General features: G+C 56.2%; 11 protein-coding genes, 2 rRNA genes and 2 pseudogenes. 6 read left to right on the top strand and 9 right to left on the bottom strand.

Features of this window, described 5'->3' with window-relative positions; all coding sequences use genetic code 11:
• Positions 1-11: 11 nt before the first annotated feature.
• Positions 12-2036, bottom strand: coding sequence for a DUF4139 domain-containing protein (locus tag M017_RS0120860; protein ID WP_031500128.1), 2025 nt, complete (start codon positions 2034-2036; stop codon positions 12-14).
• Between M017_RS0120860 and M017_RS0120855 the strand changes: the two genes are divergently transcribed.
• The 4 genes from M017_RS0120855 (at position 2035) to M017_RS0120840 (ending at position 11303) form a co-directional block, all read left to right on the top strand.
• Entirely contained in the window at positions 2035-2838 is an 804-nt protein-coding gene (locus M017_RS0120855; protein ID WP_031500127.1) for a GNAT family N-acetyltransferase, read from the top strand. The genes M017_RS0120860 and M017_RS0120855 overlap by 2 nt on opposite strands.
• Before the next feature lie 131 nt (positions 2839-2969).
• Positions 2970-6494 (top strand): hybrid sensor histidine kinase/response regulator, encoded by a 3525-nt coding sequence (locus M017_RS0120850; RefSeq protein WP_162179999.1) that lies wholly within the window; start codon positions 2970-2972, stop codon positions 6492-6494.
• Between the two features lie 402 nt (positions 6495-6896).
• A complete protein-coding gene (locus tag M017_RS0120845; RefSeq protein WP_031500125.1) occupies positions 6897-9995 on the top strand; it encodes a TonB-dependent receptor in 3099 nt (1032 codons plus the stop codon).
• 51 nt (positions 9996-10046) lie between these two features.
• On the top strand, positions 10047-11303 hold the full coding sequence (locus M017_RS0120840; RefSeq protein ID WP_162179998.1) for a PepSY-associated TM helix domain-containing protein: 1257 nt from the start codon (positions 10047-10049) through the stop codon (positions 11301-11303).
• 522 nt (positions 11304-11825) lie between these two features.
• Here the strand turns inward: M017_RS0120840 and M017_RS0120835 are convergent.
• From M017_RS0120835 to M017_RS0120820, 5 genes and pseudogenes are all read right to left on the bottom strand, one after another.
• Entirely contained in the window at positions 11826-12326 is a 501-nt protein-coding gene (locus tag M017_RS0120835) for an SRPBCC family protein (protein WP_031500123.1), read from the bottom strand.
• Positions 12304-12402, bottom strand: a pseudogene (locus M017_RS30820) (ArsR family transcriptional regulator); the annotation flags it as partial. The gene M017_RS0120835 and the pseudogene M017_RS30820, both read right to left, overlap by 23 nt.
• Positions 12403-12914: 512 nt before the next feature.
• Positions 12915-13310, bottom strand: coding sequence for a (R)-mandelonitrile lyase (locus M017_RS0120830; RefSeq protein ID WP_031500121.1), 396 nt, complete (start codon positions 13308-13310; stop codon positions 12915-12917).
• A gap of 23 nt (positions 13311-13333) precedes the next feature.
• Entirely contained in the window at positions 13334-14272 is a 939-nt protein-coding gene (locus M017_RS0120825; protein ID WP_162179997.1) for an aldo/keto reductase, read from the bottom strand.
• Between the two features lie 53 nt (positions 14273-14325).
• Complete coding sequence (locus tag M017_RS0120820; RefSeq protein ID WP_031500118.1) at positions 14326-15315, bottom strand: aldo/keto reductase; 990 nt, start codon at positions 15313-15315, stop codon at positions 14326-14328.
• 151 nt (positions 15316-15466) lie between these two features.
• On the opposite strand from M017_RS0120820, the gene M017_RS0120815 reads away from it, so the two are divergent.
• Both M017_RS0120815 and M017_RS30815 read left to right on the top strand, forming a co-directional pair.
• A complete protein-coding gene (locus tag M017_RS0120815) occupies positions 15467-16435 on the top strand; it encodes an AraC family transcriptional regulator (protein ID WP_238325990.1) in 969 nt (322 codons plus the stop codon).
• Positions 16436-16859: 424 nt separating this feature from the next.
• Positions 16860-17000 (top strand): annotated as a pseudogene (locus tag M017_RS30815) (IS5/IS1182 family transposase); the annotation flags it as partial.
• 141 nt (positions 17001-17141) lie between these two features.
• Here M017_RS30815 and M017_RS0120810 read toward each other — a convergent pair.
• From M017_RS0120810 to M017_RS0120800, 3 genes are all read right to left on the bottom strand, one after another.
• Positions 17142-17720 (bottom strand): hypothetical protein, encoded by a 579-nt coding sequence (locus tag M017_RS0120810; RefSeq protein ID WP_155121234.1) that lies wholly within the window; start codon positions 17718-17720, stop codon positions 17142-17144.
• Between the two features lie 57 nt (positions 17721-17777).
• Positions 17778-17894, bottom strand: a 5S ribosomal RNA gene (rrf, locus tag M017_RS0120805).
• A gap of 130 nt (positions 17895-18024) precedes the next feature.
• Positions 18025-20919 (bottom strand): 23S ribosomal RNA (locus M017_RS0120800).
• Between the last annotated feature and the right edge of the window lie 107 nt (positions 20920-21026).

Here is a 21026-nt window from a genome sequence, read left to right as displayed (position 1 = left end):
AGTCTACAAGCCTAGAATTGTGCTGCATCGATCTTCTGCGCGATCTGTTGCCTCAGCCCATCCCGTTTCTTGGTCTCGGCGGCAATCTGGTCGCGCTGCCCCACGATCTTCGCATCGAGCGCAGCCAGATCACTTGCATACTTCTGGACCCGCTCCTGTTGCCCGGCCACCCCTTGCAGGCTCGAAAGATTGCGTCGCACCCGCTCCTGATCTGCCGCCGCCTCGGCGCTCTGGGCCGTCAATGTACGAATTGCCGCATCGGCATCCGCCATCTGACGGCGTAGCCCCGCCAGTTCCGCAATCACTCGTTTTCCTTCTGCGCTCAATCGGTTGGAGCTCAGCAGATAGGTGAGTTCCTGGTCGGGCAGATTCAGAATCCCCTGATCCTCACGGACGGTCTGCTCTTCTTTCACAACAAAGCTCTGCGCCGGCTCGCCGGTCAGCTTCACTTCAAAGCGATATGCCGTTGCCGTCTGTTCGCTTGGCTTCACACCCAGCAGCTTATAGTCGTACTTGATGCCGTGCTCGATCATCAGAGTCTTTGGTTTCTTATCGACATTGGTAATTTTGTAAGTCTTTGTCACCTCAGTCGTATAACGCCGGCTTAGGATCCCATTTGCAGCCTTGATTTCCACCAGCACTCGCGGTGCAAAATTTGAATCCTCCACCACCCGCGTCCCCAGATCGGCCGCATAACTCAGCAAGCGCTTCTCTCCGGCTTTGAAGGTATTCACCAACGCCTCACCGGCATAGATTCCGCCATCGTAAACACTGAGCGGACCGCCATCGAGAGTCTTGCCCGTCGAGTTCGTCAGTTCAGCAGAATTCAACGGATTCTCCGTTGTCGAGTTTTCGGAGTAAATCAGAAGCTTCCGTGCATTGATCTCTTGCTGCACAAACGGAATCATCGTGCTCTCGTTGCGCTTCACCGATACGGGCTGGCTGAACTTGTACTCAAAAAGCTCGCCGGCCTCACGCGTTGTCGTCTCCACCTGCACACTGGAGGTATCGGCCATCACCTGCATCTCGGCAGTCGCCGCATTCGAAGATCTCCCTGTACCGAACCTGGCAGAAGGCGCGGGCGCCGCGTTCATCTGCATCACTCCTCCGACAACTCCACCTGGAACCCCTCCAGCCAGCCCGGCAGAAGCCTTGTACATCTTCGGCGCCAGTGCCTTTTCCTCTTCTAACTCCGCCACCGAGCGCTGCAAAAACTTTGGCGCATACAGATTCGAAATGAAACTGATCGGCCGCCCCGAGATCACACTTAAGTCCACCCGCGACCAGTCTTCGCCCGTCGTGTTGTCGATAATCGCCCAACCTTCAAGCACTGGTTTCTTCGCCGCCCCGCTATCCAGCACCAACCGGTAGCTCGACTTCCAAACCGGCATCGGAATCGTATAAGCGACACTCAACTTCCGCGCCGCATCGCGCGCCGAATCAATATAGACACTCTTCTGCTCTTTACTGCGCGACGCATTCAAACTGCGGAGATACTCACTCAACTGCCGCTGCAATTCTGGATCACCAAGCTTCACTGAAGTCGCCGCGCCCAGATCGAAAGACTGGATCTCTCCATTCGGCAACAACACATTCACCATCTCGGTCCAGGTGGAAGCCTTCTCGCGATTCTGTGCCACGCGCGCGCCCACCACCTGCCCGCTCACTGTCGTCGCACCCATCTTCAACTCAATCGTTGCGCCCTTCAACTGATCGAGAAAATCGGTCAATGGCGTCCGGTCCCCCAGTTGAAAAGGAAACTCTGCCAGCTTGGATGCAATTGGGAGACTGGAATCATAGCGTACCCCCGATACGGAGTTCCCGGTCTGATCAAAAATCGTCAAACTTTTCAGAACGTCGTTCATTTCCCCAGCTTTAAAATCGAGACGAGCGGATTGTCCTGCAGGAATCTCTCCGCCCCGTTCAAAGTAGCCAATCCCGTGCTTATACAGAATCACTTTTCGCACCGGTAGCTCTGCCGCCAACATCGGCTGCACAACAAGAAAGATAGAAAGCAAACTGGTAGTTCTGATCATGGAATCCCCTAAGACGATTCTGACACCACAGCCGCTCACAGTGTTCCCTCTTCCAGCCCTCCAAGCCCTCAGTATCGAAGCAGGCTGGAACCAAACCGGGGCAGACTGGCAACGGCTCCTCAAACTCGCCCCCGCTCTATGTCTCGGCATCGAGCACCAGGGTGAACTCGTTGCCAGCGCCACCGCCATCACCTATGAAGACAAGCTGGCCTGGATCGGGATGGTCCTCACCCGCCCCAGTTTTCGGGGCCGGGGCGCAGCGCACACGCTAGTCACCGCGCTGCTCGACCGTCTTTCCGGCTACACCATCAAACTCGATGCCACCGCCGCAGGTGCAGAGATCTATCGCAAGTTGGGCTTCGTCGCAGAACAACCCATCGAGCGTTGGCGCCGCCTGGGACAAGCACCACAGATCCATTCGAGAGCTCCTTACGACCCCAGCCTGGACGCCAAAGCAATGGGAGCTAACCGGGCAGAGTTGCTGCAAGAACTTGCTGCTGACAGCGCCGTCTGGTCCGCCAGCGACGGCAGTTTCGCCATGCTCCGTCCTGGCCGCGAAATCGCTCATCTCGGCCCGCTCATCGCCACTTCCAAGGCAACGGCTCGCAATCTGTTGAGCCGCATCCCTACCCAGTCTGGGTGCTATTGGGACTTGTTTCCAGAACATCCGGATGCCCCCCAATTGGCGGCAGAGCTTGGATTCCAGCCCATCCGTCACTTACTCCGGATGACTCGCACCCAAACCCGGCAACCCCAGGATTGGCAACTGGCCTACGCCACTGCAGGTTTCGAGCTGGGTTAAGCAACACTGTTGCCACACAATGAGTCAATTACTAGGCTGACGCAAATAGATCCCTGCATATAATAGGTGAAAAAATCGCAACGATTAGAAACGCAGGAAGGACGCCACGTACCGGCGGCACACAAATGGGAATGCTATGGCTCACCCGGACTTCTCCCCTCACCGGGTTGGTCCTTTGCTTATCTTGCTTACTTCCGCCTCCTTCCTACGCGCTCGATCCGAAGAAACAGGCCGGACAGTACCTCCGCCGCACGTGGACCAGCGATAACGGGCTCATTTCGAGCGCAACCTTGCGGGTCCGGCAGGCTGCCGATGGCTACTTGTGGATTGCCACTCGCGACGGGCTAAGCCGCTTTGATGGTGTCCGCTTCCTAAACTTCCTCCCCGGCGTCACCCCGGGTTATTCAGGCGTCCCTGTACGCTGGCTCCTCCCTGCCCGTGATGGCAGTGTCTGGGCGGCAACCGACGCAGGAGTATCGATGTTCCGCAACGGCCAATGGAAAAGTTTCGCCGCTGAACTCGGGGTCCTTGGCAGTCACGCCACAGCTCTGGCGGAAGGCCGCAACGGAATCTGGGTTGGGGGGCGCAATGGAGTCACCCAATGGAAGAACGGACATTTTGAAACCGTCCCCTGGCTCAATCAGATGCCCAGCCGCACGGTACATCAACTGGTTGAAGACCGGAATGGCGTGCTCTGGATTGCAAGCTTAAAGGGATTGCTCCGTGTCGAGAACGGCAAAGTACAGGTGATTGAGGAAATAGAGGAACTTTCCGGGAAGCCAGTTTCAGCCGTCTACGAAGACCGGCAGGGTACGATCTGGGTCGGCAGTTGGGGAGGCACGATCGCCAGACTGCGCAACGGACAATGGGAGCGCCTCCCCTTATCTTCCTGGGTGGAAGTTCTGGCCCCCACCGCACCCCATGCCTTCAGTGAAGACAATGATGGCAACATTTGGGTCGCTGTCTATTATGGGGGCCTGGTGCGCATCCGGCCAGACGGCAAAGCGGACGTGCTCACAACACGAGGCGGTCTCCCCAGTAACGAAATCTACGATGTCTCAACGGATCGCGAAGGCAACGTATGGCTGGCCATCGCCAGTGGCGGCGGCATTCTCCGTCTATCGAATAACAAATTCACACGCTTTGGTGTTGCCGAAGGACTCCCCAACGATGGAGTGAATCAAATTGCCAAAAGTCCGGATGGGGCCATTTGGATGGCGACAAAAAGCTCCGGCATTGTGCGTATGGCCGCGGAGGGTATCAAAACCCTGAGCAAGGCCCAGGGGCTCCCCGTCCAGATGGCTCGTTCGATTGCTGCAACCCGCGACGGATCTGTTTGGGTCGGAACGACAGACGCCAATGTCTATCGCTACCGGCAGGGGCAGGTCAAACTGTTTGCACTCCCGGGAACTCGTGCAAGCGGAGTCAACACTTTTCTGGAGGACCGGCACGGCACATTGTGGGTCGGCTGTGCATCGGCTGGTCTGGCGCACATTCGCGGTGACGTTTATGAAGCCGTACCTCTGCTCAATGGCGAGGCGGTCACCATCCAGCACATGACAGAGGCGCGGGATGGTGCGCTCCTGCTCGCTACCGCAAATGGTCTTCTTCGTTACTTCGAGGGCAAGACAACTGTCCTCGAAGGATCAAGAGAAGAGCAACTCAGTTGGGTCGCTGAAGGAGATTCCGGTGATATCTGGGCCAGTTCTCCAAATGGAGGACTGCTCGCCTGGCGAAACGGCAAGCGATACCGGTGGAACGAGAAAGATGGGCTCCCCGACAACACGATTCATGGCTTCATCCGCTACCCGGATGGCAATTTCTGGCTCCAGTCCTATAGCGGCGTCGTGCATCTGGAGGAGAAGCATTTGTGGGCCCGGGCCAAGGGAGATCCAGGCCAGGTGCCTGTGGAGATCGTCACAGGCGTCGATGGCAACCAGTATCGCGAAACCTTCACCGGGCCCCTCTTTGATGACGGGCAGGGCGCGCTCTGGTTCCCACGCATCCGAGGCGTCTCGAAACTGGAACCAGCTCAAATCACTCGCAACCCGCTGCCTCCGCCGGTTGTCGTGGAGCAAGTCGAAGCAGATGGCAAACTCTTACCCCTAACGCAAACACTCCAGGTACAGCCGGGACGCGGCAATCTTCACATCCGCTACACCGGCTTGAGCTTCACCGCACCAGAAGCAAATCGCTTTCAATACCGCCTCGCAGGCTTCGATCAGAACTGGGTGGAGGCCGAGGAGCGCAGGGCCGCTATCTATACCAATGTTCCTCCGGGTACTTATCAGTTCTCCGTACGTGCCAGTAACAACGATGGGGTCTGGAGCGAGCCCTCGCAGCCCACCCAAATCACACTCTTGCCCCACTTCTATCAGACCTCTTGGTTTGCCGGTGGCTGTATTGCTCTCGCAGTGGTTGCAGGCTGGGGACTGCACCGCTGGCGGATGAGGCAACTCAGCGCACAGAAGATGCACCTGGAAGCACTCATCGCCCAACGAACGGCCGACCTGCAAAAAGCCAAAGAATCCGCAGAGATTGCCATGCGCGCGAAGAGTGAATTCTTGGCCAGCATGAGCCACGAGATTCGGACTCCAATGAATGCCGTCATCGGAATGTCTCAGTTACTCGCAACCAAGCCGCTCGATGCCGAATCGCGCGAGTATCTGGGAACCATTCGATCGGCAGGCGCCGCCTTGCTCACCTTGATCAATGACATTCTCGATACCTCGCGAATTGAATCGGGAAAAATGGAACTCGTCGATGAACCGTTCAACCTTCCAAGCTGTGTTGAATATGCAATCGAGTTGCTCGAAATAGCAGCAAATGCAAAGGGCATCGTTCTCGACTGCTACCTGGACCGGGACTTGCCACCTTGGGTCCAAGGCGATGGCGCACGTCTGCGCCAGGTGCTCATCAACTTGGTGGGCAATGCCGTAAAGTTCACAGATCGCGGCTCAGTCCAGGTCCGGGTGGAACGTAAAGAAACAAGGCTGGCATTCACGGTCACGGATACAGGCATCGGCATGGAGCCCGAAGCACTGGATCGTCTCTTCCAGGCATTCAGTCAGATCGACAACTCAGCCACACGGCGCTATGGAGGAACTGGTCTCGGTCTGCTGATCTCCCAGAAGCTGGTCAACCTCATGGGCGGACGAATCACGGTGGACAGCCGGCCAGGAGAAGGATCTACATTCCGCTTCGATCTGTCGGAGCGGCCTGCAATTGCCCCAAAGCAAATAACAGACGGCAAACAAGTCGTGGCGCCAGTAAGTGTTCGGGGCCTCCGGGTACTTGCGGCAGAAGACAATCAGGTCAACCAGCTTGTCATCCGTGGCTATCTCGATCACCTGGGTTGCAGCTCCACAATCGTAGCCTCCGGACTCAAAGCACTCGAGGCTCTCGAACAGAAAGAATTCGATGTGATGCTCCTGGATGTCCACATGCCGGAAATGGATGGACTCACCGTCGCAAGACGAGTCCGGGCTGAGTTTCAAGAAGCGGTGCGTCCCCGGATGATTGCGCTCACCGCAAGCGCCTTCCAGGAAGACCGTGACGCGTGCTTCGCCGCCGGCATGGACGAGTTTCTGAGCAAACCCATCCAGATCGCCGAGCTGACCCGGGTCTTAGAGCATTTTGCGCCAGGCAAGCGCTAGACCGGCACGACTCCCAATCCGCATTTGACTTGCATATAAAACCACATTCCTGCTGAAAGCTTTCAGTAGGATCAAATGTGTTGCCGCAAGGCAAATTCCACACCGCACCCCACACAACATCGTATTTTCAAGTTTTTTTTGCATTCCGACAAATACTTGGAGCAACTCCGCAGATAGGAATTGGCAGAATCCCAGTCTTGTGCTACTGTCACCATAAAGATAGATGCAACTGAGTTGTATCTAAAATTCTTTGGACAGCACTCCGTCTGCGCGCTCACAGAGCGGGTGCGGGCGTGTCCCAGTGCGGCAGTTTCAGTTTCTGTAAGGAGAAGAAAAGACATGGGCAGTAGTAGTATCGGTTGGAGATTCGACACTTGGCGGACCATACGGTCTTTGCTCGTAATGGGATGGTTGGGGGCTGGAGCGTTATCCGCGCAGCAGGCAGAATTAACCGGTATCGTGCAGGATGCCAGCCGGGCGCCAGTCCGCGATGCCAAGGTCACCATTCAAAATCTGGCAACCAATCTCAGTCGCAACACAGCCAGCAATGCAGCCGGTGTCTACCATCTGCCATCTCTGCCCCCGGGTCTGTATCGTCTCTCGGTGGAAGCGCAAGGCTTTGAGCGAACCATCGTCGATCAGATCAAACTCGAAGTCGGAGCGAAGCTAACGCGCGATCTGGCGCTGACCGTCGGCAGCCTCTCACAGACCGTTACCGTGAGCGGCAATTCCATCAACGTCAATACAACGGATGGCAGCGTCAGCACCGTCGTCGACCGCCAGTTCATTGAGAATATTCCACTGAGTGGCCGCACCTTCCAATCGCTGCTGAACATGGTTCCAGGCACGGCCACGGTCGCAACCGGCTCCTACGCAAACGACGCGGGCAACATCACCGTGAACGGCCAACGGGCTGAGGCGAACTACTTCACCGTCGATGGCGTCAGCGCCAACACCGGATCGACGCCCTATCGCGCGGTGGGCGCCGGTGTCGGCTTCTCCGGCTCCGGGCCTGGAAACACAGCGCTCGGCACAACGCAGAGTCTTGTTTCGATCGACGCCCTACAGGAATTCCGCGCCTATACGTCCACCTACTCCGCGGAGCAGGGCCGCACGCCCGGCGGGCAGTTCGCCTTCACCACTAGAGGAGGGACAAACGAATACCACGGCTCTTTATTTGAATACTTCCGCAACGACAAGCTCGATGCGAACAACTGGTTCAACAATGCGAATCGCCTGGCGAAGCCGACCACTCGCCAGAATAACTTCGGCGCGACGCTGGGCGGTCCCATCACGATTCCAAAACTCTACAACGGAAAAGACCGCACCTTCTTCTTCTATTCCTACGAAGGATTGCGGCTCCGCACTCCCCAGACGGCGGTCAACCGCGCAGTCCCCTCAATGGAATTGCGCCGGAATGCTCCGGCGGGTCTCGAAGGCTTCCTCAACTCCTTCCCCATTCCGAATGGCGCCGATTGGGGCAACGGACTCGCCCTCTACAACGGAACCTACAGTAACCCCGCCACGCTCGACACCCACAGCCTCCGCGTCGATCATAGCTTCAACGATCGCTTCAAAGTCTTTGGGCGCTATAGCGATTCGCCCTCCGAGAGTGGAGCCCGCTCTGCCGCACGTGTCTCGCAAATCACCAACACCATTGCCAACACCAAAACGGTGACGCTCGGCTCCACCAACATCCTTTCCCCGCGCTTTAGCAATGAGGCGCGCTACAACTACACGCTCAACTCACGCGCCCTTGCCTACCGTCTCGACAACTACGACGGCTCTACGCCCTGGGACCTGACACAGATCCCCGGCGTCGGCACCACCGGTTGGCTTTGGTCCGGCTACATCTATGGTGGCGGCGACCAACGTACCACCATGACGCCCCAGGTCATCGGCCAGCAACAACAGAACCTCACCAACACCTTCACCGCTACCTTGGGCCGTCACAATCTAAAGCTCGGCATCGACTACCGTCGCCTCACCACGCCGCTCGACCTTCCGGAGTTCCAGATCACGCTGTACATGACCAGCGAGCAGCAAATCCGCACCAACCGGAGCGATATCCAGGTCAGTCGCTATACCGGCCCCTTCCGTCCCGTCTACCAGAACTTCTCCGCTTTCGTGCAGGATGAGTGGAAGCTCAACAACCGGCTGAACCTTTCGCTCGGCCTGCGTTGGGATGTGAATCCGGCGCCAAGCGACGCACTCGGAAAAGATCCCTACACCGTCGATCAAATCTCCAACCTCAGCACTACCAAACTCGCGCCCCAGGGCACGCAATTGTGGAAGACCCAGTATGCGAACTTCGCTCCGCGCGCAGGCGTCGCCTACCGTCTGCGCGAGACTCCCGGTTGGGAAACCATCCTCCGTGGTGGCTTTGGTCTCTTCTATGACATGGGGAACAATCAGGGTTCCGTAGGCTACGGTGGCGTCGGTCTGTCCACCAGCACTTACTTCAATGGCGCCAGCTTCCCGCTCACCCGCGCCCAACTGGATACGGTTCCCCAGCCCTCCATCGCCACGCCCTATGCGGCCGGCGTCTATGGCGGTGTCTCCGCCTATGACCCGAACCTCAAGCTACCTTACTCGTTGCAGTGGAATCTTGCCATCGAGCAGAAGCTAAGCGATCTGCAGAGTCTCACCGTCAGCTATGTCGGTTCCGCAGGACGGCGCATGCTGGTCAACCGGACTTACCGCCCGGCCGCCTTGGGCAATCCGAACTTCGCATCCACCGGCTCTCTGAACATCACCAGAAATGGCGCCACCTCAGACTACGCCGCACTGCAAATGCAATACCAGCGGCGCTTGTCGAAGGGCTTCCAGGCCCAGGCTGCCTACACTTGGTCCCACGCGATCGACGAAGCTTCTTCGAACTTTGAGCTCACACGGCTCCTGCGCGGCGATGCCGATTTCGACATTCGCCACAATCTGCAGATCGCCTTCACCTATGATGTCCCCGGCACTTACTCCAATCCGGTTCTGTCCGCACTGTTGCAGCGTTGGGCTCTCGATTCCCGCATCTCCGCGCGAACGGCAACGCCGATCAACATCTCCAACACCACCGGCTTCGACATGGCGAACGGCATCAATCAGGAATACCAGCCGAACCTCGTGCCCGGTCAGCCGATCTATCTCTACGGATCAAGCTATCCCGGGGGCAAACGCATCAACCGGGCGGCCTTCGCTACCACACCTTTAGGCGTGCAAGGCGATTTGGGACGTAACGTCGTGCGCGGCTTCGGTTCCGCACAGGCCGATCTTGCGGTACGCCGCGAGTTCCGGCTCACGGAACGCTTCAATCTCCAGTTCCGGGCCGAGGCATTCAACCTCTTGAACCGCCCGAATTTTGGAGCAATCAACAGCTCCCTCACCTCGAACGCCGCCATCTTTGGTCTAGCTACGGGGACTCTCAATAGTCAGTTGAGCGGCTTGAACAGCCTGTACCAGATGGGCGGTCCTCGCTCGATGCAACTCGCTCTCAAGCTGCGCTTCTAAATGGCAAGGCTGGAGTTCTACGAAGAGAAAACCAAAGGAAAGGGAAGTCTGATGGCGAACAATTTCATTCGTAACTTGATCCAGAAGCCGCAGCAGGTGTGGCTTCGCAAAGCGATGTTCCAGGTGCATCTCTGGCTTGGCATCGCGGTGGCGCTCTATATTTTCCTGATCGGTCTCAGTGGTTCCATCCTGGTCTTCCGGGAGGAGATCCAACATTGGAGTGGCGCGGCGCCCAGGATTCCGGCCTTCGATCCCAAGGAGCCCGGCATTGACATCGCAACTGCAGTCGCAAAAGCGCAAGAGGCTTTTCCCCAAGCCCGCATGACCTTCTTTTACGCCCCTCGTCCGGAAGTGCCCGTCTATCATGCCTATTTCTCCGAAGGCAAGAAGGCCGGCAGCGCCTATCTGCATCCGTTGACGGGCGAGTCGCTAGGGCGATTGCAATCAAATGAGAAGAGTCTGATGTACTACATCGCGCAGTTCCATTACTTCCTGTTGCTCGACCGGAATCCAGGCCTGCAATTCAACGGAGTGGGGGGCGCCTTCTTGTTGCTCCTCACACTGTCCGGATTGTTCATCTGGTGGCCTGGGATCAAGCAGTGGAAGCGTGGCTTCAGTATCGATTTCAGCAAGAGCTGGAAAAGGATCAACTGGGACTCGCACAATGTCATCGGCTTCTGGACGCTGACCATCGTCTCCTTCTGGGCCATCTCGGGGATCTACTTCGCCTGGCCCCGCGAGTTCACTGCTGCCGTGAACGCCGTCTCGCCGGTTTCTACCGCCGGCAAAGGCGGCCGGATCACGGTCCCAGAGAACAAGAGCGGTAAGCAAGTCAACTTGAAGTGGATCACAGCGAAATCTGCGGAACTGATGCCTGGAGCCTATCTCAAGGCCATCCGCTTCCCGGCCAATCCGAAAGCGCCATATATGATCTACATGACTAAGAACTTCGAGACTGGTTTCGGGGACGCCGACTATCTCTACTTCAATCCTGCGGATGGAGCCCTGCTGAGTAAAACAATCCGGAGTGACACGAGTCACTGGACTGTCGGCGACTGGATCATCTGGTCCATGGGTCCGGTGCACTTTGGAACGCAATGGGGACTCACGGTCAAATGCATCTGGTTCCTGTTGGGCCTTTCCCTGCCCTTCCTCGTGATCACCGGGCTCATCATGTATTGGAATCGTTATCTGGGAAAGAGGTGGAAGCAGATCAAGAACAAAGCGGAAGCGACTCCACGGGCCGAACGCCAACAGACACCAATCCAAGCCGCCGCGCGCATCGCAAGTCCGCTGGAACGCGGCTAGCCACGTTCCCAAGCTCGACTGAGTGCAAGGCCAATACTCTCCCTACCCCAATCAGAACTCGCAGCATGTTTTCCCATCAATTGGAGCGGAGCTGGATTCAGAGCGGACACGGCCTAAAAGCTAAGCGTCGTGTGATGGCGAAGACTGGAAATTCAACGGACAGCGCGTGGCGGAATAGTCGAAGACGTGAGAGCGATAGCCTGCACGGCGGTGCAAGAAACTGTTTGCAGCAATAAGCCCGCATTTCTGCGGAATGAGCCGCTTGTTATTTTTCAACCGTCGCGTTCCTCGAACTCCGGCATCAACCAGGACGAAATACCCGGCCCGCTGGCGATAGCCGCCAGATTTCCTCCTGCGTGCCGGGGACCTCAAATTCAAGGAATTTCTGATGGCGGGTTGCTTCGAGAGTGTAGCCGGGAACCGAATACCGCTGCTACGGCTTATCATCAAGCATGGTGACGGCCTGCTTGATCCATGAAGCCAATGGGCGCTCGTCGCAATCGTCAACTGATGCGAACCGCGTCATCTTGTGGCTCCCAGGCTGACGAGCAGTTCGTCGAGTTGGTCGAGCGTCTCGGGCATCGCGCCCGTCGATCCGGAGTCAAGCGCTTCTTTCGAGGGATAGAGATCGTGCACGACCAACAACGTCTTACCGGCATTTTCCTCGAAGGTCACCGTGGTGATGGTCTTGCCGTTGTCTCCTTCCTCATTGGTCCAAACGAGGCGTGAGTGCGGTGTCACTTCGAGGTACGTGCCGAAGAACTCCATCGTCGAATCTTCGTGGCGAAACACCAAACGATACTGCCCCCCAATGCGAACATCCATTTCGCAGGAAAGCAGGGTCAGCCCGTACGACTTTGGTACCCACCACCTCCTGAATAGTTCTGCCTTGGTCCACGCCTCGAACACGAGGCGCGCAGGACCGTTTACGGTTCGTGTGACAACGAGTTCGCGCTCGGACTTCCGTTCCAGCGTCGTTTGGTTCCTCGTGGGAGTGGCCTCACTTTCTCTTCTTTCGTCCATCAACTTTCTCCTTCCGTTTCAATTCCTCGACAACGTTGTCCAACTCGTCGAAGCGTGCGCTCCAGAGCTGGCGGTAGATGCAGAATACACACCATCGCCAGCCACTCCTTTTCGCTGGTTGCACCGTTAGATCCTTGCCAAGTTGACGGTCGGATTTTACTCGGGGACAGCGATCCGGACGCATCCCTGCGTTACCCAATTCTCCGACCAGCTAAGGTCAATATACCGAGCCCGGAGCTACGCTACAAATCATGGTGCTCTGAGTCGGTAGACGGCCGGTTTTGGGGTGATCACCGAGTTCAGAAAGGATTCGTATGAGCAGTCTCCATAGCGTTCCTCGCAACAACCGTTAACGGATTCCTGATGAATCGGGCTCTTCAGTGTTCTCTCAATTCCGTGAACGCCGCGATCCCCAACCCTCGCTGGAACAGGGAGCAGACCAAGCTGCTGAGACCAACCAAGTGGAGTTCCCATCCCTTGATCAGCCGTGACAATTACCCATCGCAAAGACTTTCAGTGGAAACAAGTTTTTGAAGACGCTGGACCGAAGCAGTCTATCCAGACCGCGCTTCCTTCCCTGGATCTTCGTCAGAGCTTGTATTGTTCGTCGCTCACATGTTCCATCCAATCGACCGTCTTGCCATCGACGGCCTCCTGAATCGCAAGATGAGTCATTGCCGTAGTGGGCGCCGCGCCATGCCAGTGCTTCTCGCCCGGCGGAAACCAGACGACATCCCCCGGCCGGATCTCTTCGATCGGCCCACCCCACCGCTGCGCCCGGCCACAGCCGGCAGTTACGATCAAGGTCTGTCCAAGGGGGTGTGTATGCCAGGCCGTCCGAGCCCCAGGCTCGAAGGTGACACTCGCCCCGACGGCACGCGCCGGAGCGGGTGCCGTGAACAAAGGGTCAATCCGCACCGTACCCGTGAAATACTCTGCTGGCCCTTTGCCCGAAGGCTGCGAACCATTTCTTTTGATCTCCATTGCGGCACCTCCAAAATACGTGGTCAGGCTTTTTTTTTCCAATACTCCAACGTGGTTCCGGTATAAACACCGGCGCCGGTGATGGCTCTCTTCCGAAGCTCGGCAATTTCTGCTTGCGTCATTTTCTTAAAGTTCCGGACGGTGCGGATATTATCTTCCATCTGTCCTTGGGTACCAGCGCCACAGATGGCCACGTGCACTCCCGGCTGGCTCAGCGCATAGCGAAGACATTCGGTTGGGCTCAGGGATCGCAGCAGAAATGCCTTGCCAAAAACCTTGATCGCCTGCGTGCCGACACCACGCTCGATCGCCTCCGGAAGCGCCGTCTTCTCAAAACTCAAATAGGCATGATCCGCGGCATGAACCGGCATCATCACCGTGTCCCACTTGTCATAAGCCTTGAGCAACGCTGCATGGATGGCAGGATCGAAATGCCCTGTGAATCCGATAAAACGGCATCTGCCCGCCTTCTTCGCCGCCTCAAATGCCTCCATCGCCCCACCACGCGCAAGAAGTTTTTCAATGTCACTCTGGGTCTCAATGGAGTGCATCTGCCACAAATCGACGTAATCCGTCTTCAGCAGGCGGAGCGATGTTTCAAGGTCCTGCTCCGCTTCCTTCGCGGTGCGTTTCACGCTCTTTGTGGTGAGAAAGACATTCTTCCGATTTCCCTGAAGACCGATGCCGTAAGCTTCTTCCGAACGTCCATCCCAATAGAGGCGGGCGCAGTCGAAGTAAGTGATGCCGAGCTCATACATTTTACGGACATGAGCTGCCGCGGCCGGAATGTCCGGGTGGAGATCCATTCTCGCGCCGCCCTGCGCGATGACACTTACTCGAATCCCCGTCTTGCCAAAGGTCGTAGTCGGGATGTCGCCAGCTTGCACTTTTTGAGGTGCTGCAAAGGCCCCGGTGATAGGGATCCCCGCAAAGGCGGCTCCTGCGAATGATCGTCTTCTCATCATGTCCTCCCAATTCCGAGTTTCGTTGCCATCGCCGTGACAAGCATCATCGCTTACCGGTTAATCATCCGTTGTGCGCTCTCAGAGTAGCGAGCGCCCTGCACCGTAAGCGCAGAGGTCATACGCTCCATCTCCTGGAGATCCTCTGCGCTCAGTTCGATCGAGGCAGCCGCTACGTTCTCTTGCAATCGATGCAGTTTGGTCGTACCCGGAATCGGCACCATCCACGGCTTTTGAGCAAGTACCCAGGCAAGCGCGATCTGAGCAGTGGTCGCATTCTTGCGCTGCGCGATCGTCTCCAGAAGATCCACCACCGCCCGGTTCGCCTTCCGAGCCTCCGGGGCAAAGCGAGGTACGGTATTGCGGAAGTCGCTACTGTCAAAACGTGTGCTCTCGTCAATCTTGCCCGTTAGATAGCCCTTGCCAAGCGGGCTAAAAGGAACAAAACCAATTCCGAGCTCTTCGAGAGTCGGAAGAATCTCCTCTTCCGGCTCCCGCCACCAGAGAGAGTATTCGCTCTGAAGGGCGGTGACCGGCTGCACCGCATGAGCACGGCGAATCGCCTGCACCCCTGCCTCCGAGAGTCCAAAGTGCCTCACCTTACCTGCTTGGATGAGGTCTTTCACCGCTCCCGCCACATCCTCGATTGGTACTGCTGGATCCACCCGGTGTTGATAGAAGAGATCAATGACGTCGGTGTGAAGTCGCCGGAGCGATGCGTCTGCAACTTTCTTGACGTGCTCTGGCCGGCTATTCAAGCCAGCCTGCTTCCCGTTGTCGTCGATATGAAACCCGAACTTCGTTGCAATCACAACCTGCTCACGAATCGGAGAGAGCGCCTTGCCCAGCAGTTCCTCATTCGCAAACGGACCATAGACTTCGGCGGTATCAAAGAAGGTGCAACCAAGTTCAACGGCGGCCCGGATCACAGAGATCATCTCCTGCTCCTCTCCGGCTGGACCATAACCGAAACTCATCCCCATGCAACCCAGTCCCAAAGCCGAGACCTCTAAGCCGCTCTTTCCAAGTTTTCGCTTCTGCATCACGACTCCTGACTCTTTCAGATTAGATTCGAGCAACTCCGGACCGGTATCCTGATCCTCCTGATTCCTTGCCTATTCCTGCCGCTTCTCACCAAAACCATTCAATCTTTCGTTCTCATCCGTTATTCTGAGGCTGAAGTGGAACACAACAGTGAACACAAGAAATCACAGCGGGGAAACTGGTCCGGCGCTCGATCCGCGCCACCGTGTGCTCCGGGAGGAGTTAGCTCGCAAGATTGCCCGGTTCATCGGGTCTGAAGAGAAGCGGGTAACAGACATTCCTGGACTGACACTTGTCAGGCGAACCGTACCAACAGCGCCGGCCTGTGTGACTTACAAGCCGAGTCTGGCCGTGATCGCCCAGGGACAAAAACGTGTGGACCTGGGCCAAACCACCTTCCTCTACGATGAGTCGCGCTTCCTGCTCACCTCGATCGATCTGCCGATTGTCAGCCAAGTGATCGAAGCCACGCAAGAGACCCCGTTCATCGCCTTGGCGCTGGATCTCGAAATGACGTTGGTGCGGGAACTCCTCAGCATGGAGGAGGTGCGAACTCCCCCGGTGCAACCTGACAGTCCAGCCATGGCCATCGGCAAGACGACTGTCGAGTTACTGAGTGCCTGTTGCCGGTTAGTGGATCTGCTCTACTCACCGGCCGACATTCCCGTTCTCAGTGGCTTGATTCAGCGAGAAATCATCTATCGCTTGCTGCGAGGTGTGGAGGGCGCGCGCCTCCGTGCGATTGCAACACACGGAGATCAGAGCCACCGGACGGCGAAGGCGATCGCCTGGCTTCGGGCCAACTACGCACAACCCCTCCGGGTGGAAGCTCTCGCACAAATCGCGGGGATGGGCCTATCGACACTCCACCACCACTTCCGGGCCTTAACGGCGATGAGTCCATTGCAATATCAGAAACACCTTCGCCTGCAAGCAGCGCGAGGACGTATGCTCATTGATGGTTTGGACGCTGCCACTGCGGCCTTTGAGGTTGGATACGAAAGCGCCAGCCAGTTCAATCGTGAATACAGCCGTTTCTTCGGCCAACCACCGATGCGAGATATCCGAAGCCTGCGGTCCTCAGCCGCTGCACCGCTAGAGCCGGTCAGGGTTGAATGAGCCCAGGCGGCGCAACCGGCTCATCAATTGAACTTGGAGCAATGATCCGCTATTGATAGTAGAGACTATGTTATGCGACATTTCATTTTATAGTCTTTAACTCACAGTTGAGAACCTGATAAGGTAGACTCCCCGGGGAACGGAAGCGATACCCCACAGATGCGAGAGATGAAAAGTAGATTGTCCCGGCACCATATTTGATATTGCTAGAGCCTGTCATTAACGGTTGAAACTCTGAAGGGATGACCGCCCCCTACCTAAAGCCCCACTTAGAAGACGAAGGGGGCATTCGCTGCGTCATAGCTGACCTTGATGGATGAGGGAGCCCCGTAGCACGATTTCGCGCTGCGGGAGGTGTTCAACGACTTGCGGTATCTGGTGAAGTGCGGAACGCCCTGGCACTCGAGAAGATTACGCGCGAGGGAAGGAACGGCAGGCGCAACCGAGCGGGCCAATTCTGGACAGCCATACCACACCAGGAAGCGGAGCCCAAGCCGGCTACAACGGGGCGAAACGACAAAAAGGAGGCAAGGTCCATACTGCCGTTGATACCTGTGCCATTTGTTAAACTCCCGCCGATGAACAGGATCGCGCGCAGATAGGAATCGAGAGTCGTCAGCGGGATCCCATGTTCCCGTCAAAACTCTGCTCGGGACTGGCCACTGTCTCGTACTTCCGCGCCAAGGGTTGCTCAGGCGGAGACCAATCACTCAACCAGAAACCGCGTATCGATGTCGAGAACGAGCGCATCGGCCAGGATCTCGAGATTCCGGATCTCCAGCTTCCGGATCGTGATCTGATACACGCTCGAGGCCGAGGCGGCAGCCAGCAACTTCCGCATCTCCTCGCGAATCGGATACTGCACAGCGTCCGCAATGCTCCGCTGGAGTGCTTTCAGCACTTGGCGGGAGTAGAAACTGTCCTGGCTGAGGATCTTCACCGCCGGATTGGTCAGCAGTAGCGTACCGTTCCTGGTCGTAACGCCGGCCAGGATCTCCAGGTCGAAGGAATCACCAAAGCCGATGCACTTGCCGAAGACGTCGATGGAGCTTCTGCCGCTGAACTTCGCGCGGATCAGCAACTTGCCGTCGCGGCTGCCGAACTTCGGGTTCGCCAGGTAAGCAAAGCTGCACTTCTGACTCGGGTCTCCTTTGACATAGCGCTTGCCATCCTGCGTGAAGAGCTGCTGCGCGAGCTGCTTTTCGAGGAGCGGAAAGCGGATCTCGAGTTCAATCGCAGGCAGACAGACGGCAAAGGCAAAGCAGAACAAGAGTCGAGTCATCATGCAGGGTCCAATACGAAAAACCCCAGCAGAGATAACCCTGCTGGGGTGTCGTTTTTAATCGGGCAACGTCCTACTCTCCCACACAGTCGCCCGTGCAGTACCATCGGGGCAGTGAGGCTTAACTTCCGTGTTCGGTATGGGAACGGGTGGGACCCTCACGCTATGGTCACCCAAAAGCTTTGATGGCTTTTGATTTTTGATTCTTTGCTGAATTTTGATAGAGCAGCCACAATTTATATATCGAGCGTACTGAAGTTTCGCAACAAGCACTCATTGCTGAGTTGCTGTATTTGTTGTAAATTTTATGGCCAAGCCGAACGGGCTATTAGTAACGGTTAGCTCAACGTATTACTACGCTTCCACATCCGTCCTATCAACCAAGTCGTCTTCTTGGGCCCTTCAGGGAAATCTCATCTTGGGGAAGGTTTCGCGCTTATATGCATTCAGCGCTTATCCTGACCTAACTTCGCTACACGGCTATGCTCCTGGCGGAACAACCGTATCACAAGAGGTTAGTTCATCCCGGTCCTCTCGTACTAGGGACAAGCCCCCTCAAATTTCCTACGCCCACCACAGATAGGGACCGAACTGTCTCGCGACGTTCTGAACCCAGTTCACGTACCGCTTTAATAGGCGAACAGCCTAACCCTTGGGAGCTTCTACACCCCCGGGATGCGATGAACCGACATCGAGGTGCCAAACCGGAGCGTCGATGTGAACTCTTGACTCCGATCAGCCTGTTATCCCCGGCGTACCTTTTATCCGTTGAGCGATGGCCCTTCCATGCAGAACCACCGGATCACTTTGTCCAGCTTTCGCTCCTGCTTGACTTGTATGTCTCGCAGTCAACCTAGTTTATGCCAATGCACTCGTCGGTGGATTTCCAAACCACCTGAACTAAGCTTCGAACGCCTCCGTTACAATTTAGGAGGCGACCGCCCCAGTCAAACTACCCGCCTAACAATGTCCCTCAACCCGATGAGGGTAGTAGGTTAGATTCACAGCAGATGCAGGGTGGTATCTCACCATTGGCTCCCTCGAATCCAAGAATCCGAGTTCAAAGCCTCCCACCTATCCTGCGCAGCATGTGCCATAAATCATTGTTAGGTTATAGTAAAGGTGCACGGGGTCTTTCCGTCTAGTGGCGGGCATCCGGCGTCTTCACCGGAACCACAAGTTCGCCGGGCGGATTGTTACGACAGTCGTCAGATCGTTACGCCATTCGTGCAGGTCGGAACTTACCCGACAAGGAATTTCGCTACCTTAGGACCGTTATAGTTACGGCCGCCGTTCACTGGGGCTTCAATTCACAGCTTCGCTTGCGCTAACCGCTCCTTTTAACCTTCCAGCACCGGGCAGGCGTCAGCCCCTATACGTCGTTTTAGACTTTGCAGAGACCTGTGTTTTTGTTAAACAGTCGCCTGACGCGTTTCACTGCGGCCCACATTGCTGTGGGCACCCCTTCTCCCGAAGTTACGGGGTTAATTTGCCTAGTTCCTGAACAATCCATCACCCGAGCGCCTGAGTATATTCAACACGTCCACCTGTGTCGGTTTGTGGTACGGATTCTTTTAGCCTAGCCTTAGCGGATTTTCCCGGCTGACGAAGGGGCGGATTTGCCTATCCCCCTCTGAATCCACCCTGTTTTGGAAACCATTGCCTCACAGAGCTTCATCCAGCGTCCCCGCATCGAAACTAAAAGAAGTACTGGAATATTAACCAGTTGTCCATCAGCTACGCCTTTCGGCCTCACCTTAGGCTCCGACTAACCCTGAGCGGATTAACCTTTCTCAGGAAACCTTAGACTTACGGCGACAAGGGTTCTCACCTTGTTTTTCGCTACTTATGCTGGCAGAGTCACTTCCTAGCACTCCAGCGGTCCTCACGGTCCACCTTCGCTGCGCTAAGAACGCTCTCCTACCGCGCACATTACTGTGCACCCATGACTTCGGCATCCAGCTTTAGCCCCGTTGGATTGTCGGCACCGGGTCGCTCGACCAGTGAGCTATTACGCTTTCTTTAAAGGATGGCTGCTTCTAAGCCAACCTCCTGGCTGTCACTGCAACCCGACTTCCTTTCCCACTTAGCTGGAATTTGGGGGCCTTAGTCGATGGTCTGGGCTCTTCCCCTTTTGACGACGCAGCTTAGCCCGCGCCGTCTGACTCCCGATGAATTCATTCACGGAATTCGAAGTTTGATTGGATTCGGTAACCTGGAAAGGCCCCTAGTCCATCCATATCTCTACCGCCGTGACGGTACAATCGAGGCTAGCCCTAAAGCTATTTCGGAGAGAACGAGCTATCACGGAATTTGATTAGCCTTTCACCCCTACCCTCAGCTCATCCAAGCTGTTTTCAACCAACACTGGTTCGGACCTCCAGCCGTTGTTACACGGCCTTCATCCTGGCCAAGGGTAGATCATCCCGCTTCGCGTCTAATCCCAGCGACTCTGCGCCCTATTCAGACTCGCTTTCGCTTCGGCTCGCTTACGCTTAACCTTGCCACTGAGACTAACTAGCCAGCTCATTATTCAATAGGCACGATGTCAGACTTTAATGTCCTCCAACTGCTTGTAGGCATGCGGTTTCAGGTACTATTTCACTCCCCTCGCAGGGGTTCTTTTCGCCTTTCCCTCACGGTACTGGTTCACTATCGGTCTCAAGCGAGTATTTAGTCTTGCCGGATGGTCCCGGCGGATTCACGCAAGGTTTCTCGTGCCTCGCGCTACTTAGGAACCTCTAGAACGAAGATTGCAATTTTACATACGGGGCTGTCACCCTCTATGGCCGGCCTTTCAAGACCGTTCAGTTATTACTTTCTTATCATTCATTTACCAAGAAACTGCTCACGACAGGCTTTCGCCCACCGCAACCAGATTCTTGATATTGAGGCCCTGCAACCCCGGTCTCTCCGAAGATTGACCGGTTTAGACTCCTCCGCGTTCGCTCGCCGCTACTAGCGGAATCACTGTTGTTTTATCTTCCTATGGGTACTAAGATGGTTCACTTCCCCACGTTCGCTTTATGCAGCTATGTATTCACTGCACAATAACCAGTGTTCGCACTGGTTGGGTTCCCCCATTCGGAAATCCCCGGATCATAGAATGCTTACTTCTCCCCGAGGCTTATCGCAGTTGGCCACGTCCTTCATCGCCTGCTTGAGCCAAGGCATCCACACGCACGCCCTTAGTAGCTTGACCATAAAATTTACGTCAAACACAGCGATCCAATTGTCGGTCCACTTGATCAGCCATCCGGCATCGTCTTGTGGCAATTGAATCGTTGCTTACTCAGTTCACTCGTTGCT

Origin of the sequence: Bryobacter aggregatus MPL3, from assembly GCF_000702445.1 — a bacterium.
In the GTDB taxonomy this organism is placed as follows: Bacteria; Acidobacteriota; Terriglobia; order Bryobacterales; family Bryobacteraceae; genus Bryobacter; species Bryobacter aggregatus.
Note: the sequence above shows the minus strand (reverse complement) of the source record. Positions and strands in the feature narration are given on the sequence as shown.

Bases quoted from the DNA above. Each gene is read 5' to 3' on its own strand.
- M017_RS0120820 (WP_031500118.1), bottom strand. From the start codon at position 15,315: ATGCAGAAGCGAAAACTTGGAAAGAGCGGCTTAGAGGTCTCGGCTTTG.
- M017_RS0120850 (WP_162179999.1), top strand. From the start codon at position 2,970: ATGCTATGGCTCACCCGGACTTCTCCCCTCACCGGGTTGGTCCTTTGC.
- M017_RS0120835 (WP_031500123.1), bottom strand. From the start codon at position 12,326: ATGGACGAAAGAAGAGAAAGTGAGGCCACTCCCACGAGGAACCAAACG.
- M017_RS0120825 (WP_162179997.1), bottom strand. From the start codon at position 14,272: ATGAGAAGACGATCATTCGCAGGAGCCGCCTTTGCGGGGATCCCTATC.
- M017_RS0120855 (WP_031500127.1), top strand. From the start codon at position 2,035: ATGGAATCCCCTAAGACGATTCTGACACCACAGCCGCTCACAGTGTTC.
- M017_RS0120810 (WP_155121234.1), bottom strand. From the start codon at position 17,720: ATGATGACTCGACTCTTGTTCTGCTTTGCCTTTGCCGTCTGTCTGCCT.
- M017_RS0120840 (WP_162179998.1), top strand. From the start codon at position 10,047: ATGGCGAACAATTTCATTCGTAACTTGATCCAGAAGCCGCAGCAGGTG.
- M017_RS0120845 (WP_031500125.1), top strand. From the start codon at position 6,897: ATGGGATGGTTGGGGGCTGGAGCGTTATCCGCGCAGCAGGCAGAATTA.
- M017_RS0120830 (WP_031500121.1), bottom strand. From the start codon at position 13,310: ATGGAGATCAAAAGAAATGGTTCGCAGCCTTCGGGCAAAGGGCCAGCA.
- M017_RS0120860 (WP_031500128.1), bottom strand. From the start codon at position 2,036: ATGATCAGAACTACCAGTTTGCTTTCTATCTTTCTTGTTGTGCAGCCG.